This is a genomic window from Paraburkholderia panacisoli (assembly GCF_008369935.1).
Classification (GTDB): domain Bacteria; phylum Pseudomonadota; class Gammaproteobacteria; order Burkholderiales; family Burkholderiaceae; genus Paraburkholderia; species Paraburkholderia panacisoli.
The window spans coordinates 114744-128613 of sequence record NZ_VTUZ01000001.1 but is presented as its reverse complement, the minus strand read 5'-3'; the positions used below and the strand labels follow the sequence as shown (position 1 = coordinate 128613).

At 61.2% G+C, this 13870-nt stretch carries 9 protein-coding genes; 5 read left to right on the top strand and 4 right to left on the bottom strand.

What is annotated here, in order from left to right:
* Positions 1-1131 (top strand): acyl-CoA dehydrogenase family protein, encoded by a 1131-nt coding sequence (locus tag FVF58_RS00575; protein WP_149668009.1) that lies wholly within the window; start codon positions 1-3, stop codon positions 1129-1131.
* A gap of 206 nt (positions 1132-1337) precedes the next feature.
* Positions 1338-2918, top strand: a complete 1581-nt coding sequence (locus tag FVF58_RS00570) for an aspartate:alanine exchanger family transporter (protein WP_149668008.1) — start codon at positions 1338-1340, stop codon at positions 2916-2918.
* A 191-nt stretch (positions 2919-3109) separates the two neighbouring features.
* On the opposite strand, the gene FVF58_RS00565 is transcribed toward FVF58_RS00570, so the two are convergent.
* A complete protein-coding gene (locus tag FVF58_RS00565; protein WP_149668346.1) occupies positions 3110-4957 on the bottom strand; it encodes a tannase/feruloyl esterase family alpha/beta hydrolase in 1848 nt (615 codons plus the stop codon).
* A gap of 984 nt (positions 4958-5941) precedes the next feature.
* Positions 5942-6955, bottom strand: a complete 1014-nt coding sequence (locus tag FVF58_RS00560) for a Gfo/Idh/MocA family protein (RefSeq protein WP_149668007.1) — start codon at positions 6953-6955, stop codon at positions 5942-5944.
* A 604-nt stretch (positions 6956-7559) separates the two neighbouring features.
* On the opposite strand from FVF58_RS00560, the gene FVF58_RS00555 reads away from it, so the two are divergent.
* A complete protein-coding gene (locus FVF58_RS00555) occupies positions 7560-7910 on the top strand; it encodes a hypothetical protein (RefSeq protein ID WP_425468902.1) in 351 nt (116 codons plus the stop codon).
* A 499-nt stretch (positions 7911-8409) separates the two neighbouring features.
* On the opposite strand, the gene FVF58_RS00550 is transcribed toward FVF58_RS00555, so the two are convergent.
* The gene (locus tag FVF58_RS00550) at positions 8410-8643 is read right to left on the bottom strand and encodes a hypothetical protein (RefSeq protein ID WP_149668005.1); all 234 of its coding nucleotides are present in this window, start codon (positions 8641-8643) and stop codon (positions 8410-8412) included.
* A gap of 42 nt (positions 8644-8685) precedes the next feature.
* Between FVF58_RS00550 and FVF58_RS00545 the strand changes: the two genes are divergently transcribed.
* Positions 8686-10152 carry a metallophosphoesterase family protein gene (locus FVF58_RS00545; protein WP_149668004.1) on the top strand — a complete coding sequence of 489 codons (1467 nt, stop codon included), beginning with the start codon at positions 8686-8688 and terminating at the stop codon, positions 10150-10152.
* Between the two features lie 203 nt (positions 10153-10355).
* On the opposite strand, the gene FVF58_RS00540 is transcribed toward FVF58_RS00545, so the two are convergent.
* Positions 10356-12281 carry a potassium transporter Kup gene (locus FVF58_RS00540; protein WP_149668003.1) on the bottom strand — a complete coding sequence of 642 codons (1926 nt, stop codon included), beginning with the start codon at positions 12279-12281 and terminating at the stop codon, positions 10356-10358.
* A gap of 517 nt (positions 12282-12798) precedes the next feature.
* Between FVF58_RS00540 and FVF58_RS00535 the strand changes: the two genes are divergently transcribed.
* Positions 12799-13782: an AraC family transcriptional regulator gene (locus tag FVF58_RS00535; protein WP_149668002.1), complete on the top strand. Its 984-nt coding sequence runs from the start codon at positions 12799-12801 to the stop codon at positions 13780-13782.
* Positions 13783-13870: the final 88 nt, after the last annotated feature.

The following is a 13870-nucleotide window of genomic DNA, read 5'->3' as shown; positions in this document are numbered from 1 at the left end:
ATGAATTTCCAGCACACCGAAGACCGCCGCATGCTGGCGGATACGCTCAACCGTTTCGTCAGCGAGCAGTACGCCTTCGCCACTCGCGACCGGATCGCAAGTTCGGCGCAAGGGTTCAGCAGCGATCTATGGAACCGCTTCGCCGAGCTTGGCGTGATCGGCGCCCTGTTCGATGAAGCGGATGGCGGGTTGGGCGGCGGCGGCTTCGATATCGCGGTGGTGTTCGAAAGCCTCGGCCGCGCTCTCGTGGTCGAGCCGTTTCTCGATACGCTCATTGTCGGCCGCGCCATCGCGCTCAGCGGCAACGACGCACAGAAAGCGACGCTCGGCGCATTGATCGACGGTTCGCGGATCGTCGCGCTTGCGCACGGCGAGCCGGATTCTCACTATGAATTGTCGCGCGTGACGATGCGGGCTCAGCGCAGCGGCGACATGTGGCAACTGAACGGCGCGAAAGCGGTGGTCCAGCACGGCGAACATGCGTCGCACTTTCTCGTGTCGGCGCGCACCGCAGGCGCCGACGATGCGCAAGAAGGCATCACACTCTTTCTCGTGCCGCGCGACGCAAAAGGCGTCGGCGTGCGCGGCTATCGCAAGATCGATGGCGGACGCGCGGCCGAGGTTACGTTCGACAACGTGACGCTCGGCGACGATGCGTTGCTCGGCGCGGCGGGCGTCGGTTTCGCGACGCTCGAATACGCGATCGGCTGCGGCGTGCTCGCGCTGTGCGCCGAAGCACTCGGCGCGATGGATGTCGCGAAGGACCACACGCTCGACTATCTGCGCACGCGCAAGCAGTTCGGCGTGCCGATCGGCAGCTTTCAGGCGTTGCAGCATCGGATGGCCGATCTGCTGCTCGAAATCGAGCAGGCGCGCTCGGCGGTGATCAACGCGGCCGCGGCGCTCGGCGCCGAGCGCCGCGTGCGTGAGCGCGCGCTGTCGGCGGCGAAATACAGCATCGGCAGAATCGGCGCGCGGGTCGCGGAAGAATGCATCCAGTTGCATGGCGGGATCGGCATGACGTGGGAACTGCCGCTTGCTCACTATGCGAAGCGTCTGGTGATGATCGATCATCAGCTGGGCGACGAGGACCATCATCTGGAGCGGTTCGTGGCGCTCGGGGCTGCCTGATGAGCGCGTGAGCGGCGCAGGAGGGCTCGCGCGGCGCGCGGGCCCGGCGGCCGCTGCCGCGCGCCGGCGGAAAAGAAGCCAACCCGTTAATCTGTTAGATTGTTACGCTGGAGCCGCGTCGCGAAACGCCGCTCTACTGCATCCGGAACGCATCACAGCCGCAAAGACCAGCACGAGCCGAAGTCTGAACCGCTAGCGGAGGAAACGTGGATTTCCTGAAGACGCTTCTCGAGCATCAGCCGTTGATGACGTTGTTCCTCACCGTCGCAATCGGCTATTTCATCGGTGAATTCAACATCAAAGGTTTTTCGCTCGGCGTCGGCGCGGTGCTGTTCGTCGCGCTGGCGGCCGGCTGGTTCGCGCCGAAATCCGCGCCCGCGCCGATGGTCGGCACGCTCGGGCTCGCGCTCTTCCTCTACACCGTCGGGGTCCAATACGGCACCCAGTTCTTTCTCGGGTTGACCAGCGCGTCCGGCAGACGCGCTAACCTGCTCGCGCTGATCGGCGTATTGTGCGCGGGCGCGATGAGTGTCGCGATCCAGAAGATTCTGCAACTCAACCCGGGCTATGCGCTCGGTCTGTTTGCCGGCGCCGGCACCAGCACCGCCGCGCTGCAAGCGGCGATTGCGGCGCTCGGCAACGACGATGCGGCGGTCGGCTATTCGGTTTCCTATCCATTCGGCGTGGCCGGTCCGATCCTGCTGCTCTACCTGGCGTTTCTGATCCGTCCGCAGAAGATCGCGACGGCCACGAACGCCGGCCTCGATATTCTCGAAATCGCGCTGCGCAATCCGGACTTTTGCGGCAAGACGCTTGCCGAAGCGCTCACCGCGCTGCCCTCCGACGTCCAGATTGTCGCGGTGCGCAGCGCTCATCACAATGCGACGGCCTCGCCCGAACTCGTGCTGAATGAGAACGACGTCGTGCTCGCCGTCAGTCCAAACGGCGCGGCGCTTGCCGAGACCCGCAAACGTCTGGGCGAGACGGCGCCCGGCCGCATGCTGCGCGATCGCGGCGACCTGGATTATCTGCGCGTGTTCGCCTCGCGCGCGAGCGTGATGGGCCGCGCGCTCGGCGAGTTGACACTGCCCGAAGGCTCGATCGTCGCGCATGTGCGGCGCGGCGACGCCGACATCATGCCGAACCCCGAACTCGTGCTGGAATATGGCGACCGCGTCGGGCTGCTGACGAAGCGCTCCGCGTTTCCGGCATTGCGCGCGTACTTCGGCGATTCGATCAAGGGCACCGCGGAATTCAGCTATATCTCGGTCGGCCTCGGCATGGCGCTCGGCTTCCTGGTCGGCGCGATCCAGCTTCCGCTGCCGGGCCTCGGCAAGCTTTCGCTCGGTTTGTGCGGTGTGCTGATCGTAGCACTCGTGCTAGGCAAAGTGCGCCGCACCGGCGGCATTCACTGGACCATGCCGCTGCCCGCTAACCTCGTATTGCGCAACCTCGGACTGACGATTTTCCTCGCGCAAGTGGGCATGTCGTCGGGGCCGCGATTTGCCGCGACAGTCTCGCAAACCGGCCTGCTGATGCTCGGCCTCGGCGCGCTCGTGCTGCTTGCGCTGGTCGTGCCGATTCTGATTCTGGGGCTGCTGGTGTACCGGCTGCCTTTCGATGAAGTGGCGGGCATCGTCACGGGCGCGTGCGGCAATCCGGCGATCCTCGCGTTCGCCAACAAGCTCACGCCGACCGACAAGCCGGACATCGGTTACGCGATGATTTTCCCCGCTATGACGATCGTGAAGATACTGTTCGTGGATATTCTTCCGGCGCTGTGGTGAGTGGTTGGTGACCGCGAAGATGAGTGGGCATGCAGGCGCGCGAGCACGGGGGTGTTCTGCCGCTGCTCGCTGATGCTCATGCTCATGCTCATGCTCATGCTTCGAGTCATGCGTCCGAAAAAGTTCGCGCCGATCTCTTCGAGATCGGCGCACGTGCAACAGGAACCGCCATCAGTCAGGCCAATAGCGCGTTACTTACCGCTGTCTCCGGCGTGAGTGGAGATCTTGCGGTAGTCACTCCAGTTGTTGCCGCCCTTGCAGTTCAACAGCGAGCCTTGAGCCTGGCACCACGCTTCATAACCTGGCGAGTAGAGCCACTCGCCAATCCAGTGCGGATTGACGTACGGCTCGCTGTTGGGCGTATTGGCAACGAAGTTGGCCGCGTCGTCGGTGCTGCCCGAGCCCGTGTAACGCGCCACAGCCGGATACGGAAACACCGGACGTGTACGTGTCGTCTGGCCGGTCGAGTCAATGATCGACGCGACGATCTTGCCCGGCTTCGTGCCGGTCTCGGCCCACGCCATCACCGAGGTCACAATGTCGAACGTGTTCGGACCTTCGCCGCCACCGCAGTGCGCGACGCCGGGGAACAGGTAGAGACGGGTGAACTGGTCGGCCTTGTCGCTACCCATCACGTTCTTCATCTGCTCGTAGTACTCGATCGTGCCCTCCGGCGTGATGTGCTGATCTTCGAGGCCGTGCCACAGGATCAGCTTGCCGCCACGACGAGCGAACGGGCTCAGATCCGGGTCGGTTGCTGCGAGGTAGTTCGACGTGGGGACGGTCTTCATGAAGCCCTCGATCGTGAACTTGAGGTCGCTCAGTGTCGCGGACGGCTTCGAGCCATTGAAGTAGTCGAGGTACGCGAGGAACGGCAGAACGAAGTTGATCGACCCGCTCGGCCCGGCATCGGTCACCGGCACGAACAGCGACCAGTTCAGTTCGCCGCCCCATTCGCGGGAGATCGTCTGCTCCAGATGCACGCCGTTCGAATCGGTCGCGCCGTCGTGAATCGCGCGCACGATGCCCACTTCGGCCGGCGACAGGCAGGTGGATGCGTCCTGGCCTTTCGCACATAGCAGCGTCGATGGATCGAAATGACAGGCCCGCGGATTGTCGATCACGCCATCGGTCACGCCGTCGAGGCTATCGCACGCTTTCAGTGCTGCCGCATGAATCAGCGGCAGCTTGCTCGCCAGCAGAATGTACTTGCCGGTCTTCGGATCGACGTTGATCACCGCGGGCCACGCGTGGTGGAATGTGTTCTGCACGATCAGGTCGTTGGCCGGCGCACCTGCTGCGATACCGTCGAAGTCGTCCGGGAAACGCTGTGCTTCCATCAACGCCTCGCGGCCGCCATCGGAGCAGCCGTCGAAGTATGAGTACTTCGCGGGACGCGCGTAGAACTTGTTGATGATCGCCTTGGCTACCTGTGCCGTTGCGTGCTCGCCGCGATACGCGAAATCGATCTTGGCCTGCGCACTGAGCGCCCATGAGCCGTCGTTGCCGCCTTCATGACCCATGTCGGTCGCGGCCATCGCGATCTGCCCGTTGGTTACGGGCACGCAGGTCGAAGCCATCGGCGCATTGACCGACAGGTTGCCGCAAAGGCCGCCGCAGCCGGCCTGCAAATAGCGCTGTGTCCAGCCTTGCGTGGGCAACTGCAACTCGAACAACGACGCGCCCGGTCCGATCGTTCCCTTCACGTCGCACACCGGGGCGGGCAATGTGTTTTTCCCCACGACCGCTCCGGCAGGAAGCGCCGTAGCGGATGTGATCGTGACCGTGCCGTCGGTCACGCCACTGAGGTCCATGCTCATCACGGCTGCGCAGTTCATCGCGGGCATGACTGCGGGGAGGTTTGCCAAACCGGTTGAGTTGGCGTTTGTGTTGGAGTTGGAGTTAGTGGCGTTGGCGCCGAATGGCATGGCGATCGTCAATGTCAGGACGAAGGCCGTGATTAGGCATGCGATTGATCGTCCGCTCGTGGGCCGCTTCGGGCGCCTCGTATTTCGCAAGGCTCGCGACGCAGCGAGCATGCCGCGTGTCGCCCATCCTGTTGGGAAAAGTACAGGCATCTTTGTCTCCTGTCATTGTCGTCGATTGATGCGGACGTTGTCGCCGCCGCTCAAAATGGAAACGCTTCGGACGCACCGCAAACGACCTCGATGCGCGCGTTTCAATATAGGCGGCAAGCTTGCGGGAAAGAAGGAGCGAGACCGTTGATGACGGCTCGTTCAAAATAAGCTATCCGAAGCTTTCCATGCGCAACATGGAATTACAGGCGTGACGAAAGCCCGGCTTTCAATTACAGAACGCATAAAAATCAAGGGGATAGATGCGATGGAGAAGTAAATTGCCGACTCGTGAGCGGGTTCTCCTGCCAGCTTCTCGCATGGCGGAGCGATAAGAAAAATAGATCGGCTTGCACGACTTTCGCAATCCGTGACTGCTCGATATGAGCACTTTTGCATTCATGTCATGGACGACCGCTGCGGTGCGATGGCGGTGCCTGACTGCATCTCGTCCGATACGTGGAAACCGCTCTGCTGTGGCGGCGCTCGTCACGGTTTTGAATAAAGCGAGCGGGTTCGCATTTCGGCAACGAACCGCCGTGTCCACAAACCAGGCCGATGACAGCATCCGTAGCAAGTTGCGGGACGTCGATGCCAACGACGCGCGACGACCTCGCTCAGCGCCTGGGTGGCAAGCGCGAAGTCGCCGTTGAACAGGTGGCGCGTGCCCACGCCCAGGTGAAGCTACCCAGGAAACTGCGCGACGCCGATGTCGCCGACTACGTCGTGGTGCACCCGGGTATATCCAAGATCCAGCCGCGTATGCAGCGGCGCGCCGAGGAATTGTGGAAGATCTCCCCGTGGAAGGAGATGAGCTCGCGTCGAAGCCCGCTAAAGGTCGCTTCCGAAACCAGGGCCGAAGCCCTGTCCCTATCGCGCGCGAAACGTGGCGCTCAGCTTCGACACTTCTTGCACGTTGAACGGCGGAGGTTGCGCCTGCGTAGCACCTCAACTTTCCATGATTGTCGCCCACGCGCCCGAGCGAGCCGAGCGGAACACGGCGTCGATCACTCGCATATTTGCGCGCGCATCTTCTAGCGGAATAGCCTGTGGGCTTCCACTCAATATCGCCTCGGCGAACGTGGCGGCTGCGATGCCGTATTGATCGCACGTTGGAAGTTCCACCCAGCGCTCAGACCCGACACCGGCGCTTGTGTTTTCACTCACCAATAGCCGCGTCGGTCGATCGTTCGGTGCATTGAATGGAATCTCGACCTCGACCCGCCCCTTGGTCCCATGAAATTGCATTCGCTGATAGCCATGGGTCTGAGTCGAGTAAAAGAAACTCGCCTGCATACCATCAAAGTCCATCAGCACAGAGCCAAGCCGATCCACTTTAAATATTGGATCCTGCTCCATCAGAGCAACCACTCGCCTTGGCTCAGACCTGGTAATGAAGCGTGACGTTGTGATGGGATAACAACCAATATCGAGCAGACCGCCGCCACCGAGTTCGCTCTGGTTGCGGATATCGTGCGCGTTCGTGTTGTTATAGGTGAAGCCACCGGTCACCGCCCGCAATTCGCCAATCACACCTTCGTCGATCAAGGTCCGCACTTTCAACCATTGCGGATGCGTGCGAACCATGAAGGCTTCCTGTATATATCGGCCGTTCCTGTCGCGCGCAGCGATGAGTCGTTCAACCTGTTGGGCGTCCAGCCCGATCGGCTTTTCACACAGAACGTGCTTGCCCGCCTCGACGGCTTTGATCGTCCATTCCACGTGGATGTGATTGGGTAGCGGAATATATACCGCGTCGATTTCCGGGTCCGCCAGGAGCCCCTCGTAACTGTCGTATGCGACAGTCAAACCATATCTGGCCGCGGCTTCCCGAGCCTTCTCCCCAGATCGCGACGCGATGCCCTTCACCCGACACTTTGGCGCGCTGTGCATGGGCACGACAACCTTGTCGTTGATCTTTGCGGTGCCCAGGATCCCCCAGACAATTTCATCCCTTGCCATGACATCCCTCTTCCGATCAAGTCTCTGATGAGTGGAGCGGACTGAATTGCCGCTTGAGTCGGCAAGCCCATGAATCCGCGAAGGACCAGAAGCGTCCGACCGTGCCAGTTTACACTCGGCGATTACGATTGCCGATGCAAGACCCCGCTCTCGACCACCTTCGCAAGCTAGCGGCCGTTTGCCGTATCGAAGCTGACATCCGAATGACTGAGTGAAATTGCGGTCGAATGTCGCCTGCTGGCCGATGATGAAAGTTTGCTGCTCGATTGCCTTCCGCGCTGTGTTTGAGAGAAAGTAACGGCCGGACACATCGTTCCGGCATTTATAGTAGACGCCTTCGTCATCCGGGTGAAAACGAAAACGGTCATGTCTCTGCCAAGCATCTCTCAACTCTGCTTCGCCAGTCGTAACCCGTGGGCGTGTTGACTTTGAGTTAGTAACGTCCCTGGTTTTGACATATATTTTGATCTCCGGGACTGACTACTCGAGGGCAACCATGCGCGCTCACGATCTCAAATGGAATACCGCCGACAACCCTGCCGTTGCTTATGGCTCGATTGCTTCTCATTCCCGTCTTCGCCCGCTGGTGATTGCCGCGATTGCCATGACCACATGGCACGCTGCGCAGGCTGCCAATCTTGAACCGCGCACCATTGGCCAGATCACCTATCTGTGCGGGGGCGTAGGCCAGGACGAACAGCAGGCGATGCGTGCGAAGGCCGGAAATTTCGACAGGGGACTACTATTTACACAGGGTCCCCGTGGTAAGTACCTTGCGGGTGTAGATGTCACACTCTCGCGCAATGATGAGGAAGTTGCCTCGTTTAAAGCCGACGGCCCACGCTGCTTTATTACTGGGCCGGACAGTACGTACCAGGTCACCGCGACCTACAACGGTGTCCAAAGGCGCACGACTTTGGCCCGAGGCCAGAGGAACGTGCACCTGCGATGGTAACTAGCAATGTTGTTCAAGGGTTTTCGACAATCCCGGAAGGGGTTTTGAACGACCGCTCCTGCCCGACTTCTGTCCCGCGGTTCCGAACGCCATGGAGCCGTCTCGCGCCGTGGACGCGCTCGATCAAGAAATAAGGAGTGTTGCGGATTCTTGACGGCAGTTCGCGAGCGCGCCGACCCGCCACGTGGTTGAAGCCAGGGATCGTTTGGCCCGGTTTATTGCGGGCGCCGACATCAGGTCGCCGTTCGACGCCTAGGTCAGGGGAACTCGCGGCGCGGGCACGTTCTTCTCATGATCTCATCGGCGACGATGGCCGCATGCACCGGCACAGCCTGCGGCATGTTGCGTTGCACGTTGGATGACTTGGCGGATAGAGACTTCCAGCTTCGCGATAGCGAGGCAGTCGACTTCGTAAGCGCTGATCGTGTGCCTCATCCAATGGCATGCGGGACCTCGCTGCGTTTGAGCAGATAGTCGAGCCCCCCACGCGATACCAGCGTCACCCATAGGGCTCGAACACCACCGTATGCCGTCCGGTTGCATCGGCCTGACTGTGTTCATCGGCGAGCAGGTTGACGAGTCGCGCAGCCAGCCCTAGTCCCTCCTCAATCGTTGCGGGCCCCGCGGCGTGCGGCCGCCGCGCGCCACGGTCGAGGCGGCGAACCGGCCCGACTCGCTCGCGACACTTTTCCGCAATGCGCGTGTCGTAGCGTTCGATGGATGGGAGGTTCAACACCGTCGCCCTTCCCCGCTTACTCTTCCTCAGGAGGCGCTCATGTCGGCAAAACGCGAGTCGAAACCAAAAACGAAGACGAAAGAAAGCACAGCGAAAGCAGAAGGCAAGAAAAAGACGGCCACCAAGGCCACAGTTCGCGCTAGGAAGTCCGCCGCCCGTGGCGGCCGCTCAGACCAGGCTGCCCGGCTCGCCACCGCCATCGCGCCCCAGTCGCGCGTGCTGAACAAACCCGTGTTCGCGCAGCCCCAGCCAACCGCCGATCCGACGGTGTTTCGTGTGCCTCATCCATCGGACGCCGCCGCCTACAAGGAGATCGACAAGCTCAATGCGGAACACAAGCTGTTTCCATTGCCGTTTCCCGCGCCGAGAGGCGGCGTGGAACCTCAGCTCTCCCTCGTCGAAGTCATGGGCGGCAACACCGCAGCGATCGACAGGATCACGGCCGCCGGACAACTCGTTTTTCATGCGCTGGGCGACTGCGGCAATACGAAAGGCCCTGCGACCCAGAACGAAGTAGCCGATAAACTGACCGCCGACTTCAACGAGACCAACGCCGCCGAAGTGCCGCAGTTCGCGCTGATGCTCGGCGACGTGGTCTATAGCTTCGGCGAAGGCGCGTACTACTACGATCAGTTTTACGAACCGTACCGGAACTATCCGGCGCCGATCCTCGCTTGCGCGGGGAATCACGACGGGATGGTATCGCCCGAGGCGCACGCCGCGAGCCTTGCCGCGTTCCTGCGCAACTTTTGCGCGGATATCTTTGCAGCGACGCCGGAAGCCGGTGGGCTATCGCGTACCGCGCAAATTCAGCCCGGCGTGTTCTTCACGTTCGACGCGCCGTTCGTGCGCGTGCTGGTGTTGTACAGCAACACGCTCGAAGATCCGGGCGTGATCTCGGACCCGAACATCGGAAGCACTCAGCTCGATTTTCTCGACGCCGCGCTCAAACGCGTCAAGGCAGAGAAGTTCACGGGGGCCCTGTTGTTCGCGGATCATCATCCGCCCTACTGCGCGGGCGGACATGGATCGAGCCCCGCCATGCTGGCGCAGATCGACGCGGTGTGCGAAGCCAACGGCGTCTGGCCTCATGCTTTTCTCTCCGGCCATGCGCACAACTATCAGCGCTTCACGCGTACGCGCAATGCCGACGGCACGCAGATTCCCTATCTCGTGTGCGGCAACGGTGGACATGGTTTGATCAAGCTCGCCGCGCAAGGCGCGCCCGCCATCCGAGCGCCGCAGATTCTGCAAGCGGCGTCGGCGACGACGGATCAGGTCGTGCTGGAAAACTACGACGACAGCAATTACGGCTATCTGCGCATCGTCGCCACCGCGGCGCAGTTGCGCATCGAATATCACTCGGCATCGGACGGGCTCAACACGAAAGCACCGAACGACTACGTGACCATCGGCCTGGCTGATCGCAAAGTGGCCCATTTCGTCGCATCGGACATGGGACATCCTATGGCAGCGCAAGCGATACGGGCATTGATGCACAAGTAAGCCTGACACTCGAAACGTACCGCCGCGGCGCAAGTTTTAGTGCATCCGCGCGACGTCTTCCGGACCTCGGCCGATTGGCAGGCGGGCAAACCTGATCAAGCCGACTATGGCGGCATCGCGGAGAAGCCTATCGAGTCGGCTACTCGAGCAGCCTACGAGAGTTGAATTGAATCCCGCACATCCACTCGACCCGCATGAGCGCGTCATATTTCCACGCGCGCGCCCAACTCGATCACCCGATTGGCAGGCAGCTTCAAATAGGCCGCAACGTTGCCTACGTTCTGCAGCATGACCGCGAACAGCCGCTCGCGCCACATGGCCATGCCGCTGTCACGTGTGGGCACCACGGTGGCACGGCTGAGGAAATAAGAGGTGTCCGCCGGCTCGAAGGCCAGCCCCGACGTCTTGCATATCTCCAATGCGCGCGGCAGATCGACTTCATCCATGAAGCCATACGTGATCGTGATGCGGTAGCAGTCCGAGCCGAGCGACTGAATGCTTACCCGCTCGCTCGCCGGCACCCAGGGTATCTCTTCGTTATTCACCGTCAGGAAAACAACGCGCGCGTGCAGCACGCGGTTGTGCATCAGATTGTTGAGTAGCGAGTGCGGGACTCCATCGGGATCAGCCGACAGGAAGATCGCCGTGCCGTCGACCCGTGTCGGCGAACGGGCAAGCAGCGTCGTGAGGAATGGCCTCAGCGGTGTCGTCCCAGCCCTCACGCGCGCTTCGGCGCGCATCATTTCCCAGCCGCGTCCCCATGTCGCCATGACCGTGTAGATGATCAGGCCGACGAGCAGCGGGAACCAGCCGCCTTGCGTCAGTTTCAGCAGATTCGCCGAGAAGAATGTCGCGTCGATGATAAAGAAAAACAACGTCGCGAAGACACACAGCCACCAGTTGTAGTGCCACGCATAGCGCACGACGAAGAAGGTGAGAATCGTGGTAATCAGCATCGTGCCAGTCACGGCGATACCGTATGCGGAGCCGAGCGCCGTCGACGATCCGAAGCCGAGCACGGCGGCCACGACAGCAGCCAGTAACGTCCAGTTGATGCCCGGCACGTATATCTGCCCCATCTCCCTTTCCGACGTATAGACGACATTCATCCGAGGCAGGAAGCCGAGTTGCATCGCCTGTTTCGTCATCGAATACGTACCCGAGATCACCGCCTGCGAGGCGATGACGGTCGCGATCGTCGCGAGCGCGATCATCGGATACAGCGCCCATTGCGGGAACATCCGGTAAAACGGATTCTGCAGCGCCCCCGGCTCGGCAAGCAGCAACGCGCCCTGCCCCATGTAATTCAGCGCGAGTGCGGGGAACACCAGGCCGAACCAGGTCAGCCGGATCGGCTTCGCACCGAAATGCCCCATGTCCGCATACAGCGCTTCGGCGCCCGTCAGCGACAACACGACCGCACCCAACGCAACGAACGCCAACCACCGGTGATGCAGGCAGAATTCAAGTCCGGCGAACGGATTGAGTGCGACGAGTATCGCAGGCGCTTTCATCATGTTGACGACGCCCACCACGGCAAGCACCACGAACCAGAGCACCATCACAGGCCCGAATATTTTGCCGATGCCGGCTGTGCCGCGCTTTTGCATCAGGAACAGCGTAATCAGCGCAGCCAGTGTCACGGGTATCACGCACGTCTTCAGAAACGGCGCGGCGACCTCCAGCCCTTCGACTGCGCTCAGCACCGAGATTGCAGGCGTGATCACGCTGTCGCCATAGAAAAGCGCTGCACCCATGATGCCGACGGCCAGCAGCGTACGACGCAACCGGGCCCGCGTCGTCACCGACGAAGCAGCGAGCGCCAGCAGCGCCATGATGCCGCCTTCGCCGTGATTGTTCGCCCGCAAAATGAGCGCGACGTACTTGAGCGAGACGACGACCGTCAGCGACCAGACGATCAACGACACGATGCCGACCACATTGAGCGCATTCAACGTCAGTCCGTTCACCGGATCGAACACGGTCTGCAGTGTATAGAGCGGGCTCGTGCCGATATCGCCGTATACGACACCCAAGGCCGCGAGTGCGAGTGCCGACGTCGCCGGCCGGCGATGCACGGGGTCGTCGTGATGGCCCGAGTCGGATGTCGCAGGTGCAGTCAGGCTCATGTCTCGCTCCAGATTGGCGCTGCTGCGCCGCGACGCATGCGATGTGCCGCCCCATCGCGTGGAACAACGCGCGCTTGTTCGCGCTTGTTCGATCGTCAGGCTGACTAATGATCAGTTGATTGGCCCGCAGCCCTCGTTATCAAAGTATAGGGAAGCAACATTGGAAAAGCAGTCGTGACTCGCGATATTGCGTTCGCGCCCGGACAGCCAGGTCCAGGTAGCGGTTGTCTGGGCGGTAAAGCTTGCCGATGGATGCCCGGCGATCCTCACGTCGGCAAGCAGCGTTTCATCGACACCAGCTGGCTCGTCTCGCCAGCGTGCGGATTGCCCGCTCCCGCATTGCACAAAAGTTGACGCTCGATGCCGTACGGACTAACCCGAATGCAATAAAGTATTAGTCCTCGGTCTTATTTTCAGTGGTGGGATATCGGCACCAGCGCTAACTTTCTCTCATGGCTGGGCACTCCAGGTTGTACGTGCACCGCAAAAAGCAAAGCAGTCTTGAGGAGGAAGACAGATGCACACGACGCTGCGTGCCACAGCGCGCACCGATGGCCCCCACGCCAGGATCGCGCAGCCGGACCTGGAACTGGTCGCGGTGCCGCGAGATGAGTCGTTCAAGGTCTGGTCGCATGGGTATCCGTATCGCACCGTGCGCTGGCACTTCCACCCTGAGTACGAGATTCAGCTGATTACGTCGACGACGGGCAAATACTTCGTCGGCGATTACATCGGCAATTTCGCGCCCGGCAATCTCGTGATGGTGGGATCGAATCTGCCGCACAACTGGGTCAGCAATGTGCCGCATGGCGAGCATGTCGAGGAGCGCTGTCTTATCCTGCAGTTCGATGCCGGGTTCATCGCGCACGCGATCCAGGCTTTCCCGGAGCTCAAGCGCGTGGAGTTGCTACTCGATGCCTCGCGTCGTGGTGTGCTGTTCACACCGGAAACGGGCGCGGCCGTTGAACCGGTCATGCGCGAGATGTTGTGCGCGAATGGCATCCGGCGCCTCACGTTGTTTCTTGCCTTGTTTGATCTGCTCGTGCAAAGCGTCGCGCCGGTGACGCTCGCAAGCGCTGCTTATTGTGCGGATCCAGCGCGCTATGCCGAGTCGCGCATCAATCACGTGCTGTCCTACCTGGGCAAGAACCTGTCGCAAGAATTGCGCGAAACGGAGTTGGCTGAACTCGCGGGACAGAGCGTCAGCGCCTTTTCGCGATATTTTCGGCGGCACACCGGCGTGCCCTTCGTGCAGTACGTGAACAGGCTGCGCATCAATCTCGCGTGCCAATTGCTGATGTCAGGCGAACTGAATATCACCGATATCTGCTATCAGGTCGGCTTCAATAACCTGTCCAATTTCAATCGGCAGTTCCTGTCGCTGAAGGGCATGTCGCCTTCGCGATGGCGCGCCTGCCAACGCCTCAATGCTGCCAGTGCGAATGACTCGCGTGGCGCCGCGCATGTCGCTAACGCCTTTGAGGCTCATGATGGGCATTGATCTGGACAACGCTGGCAAACACCCGACGAACTTCAACAAGAAGCCGCTCCCGCAGTCCAATCACGGCAGCATCCGCGCCGGAATTTTC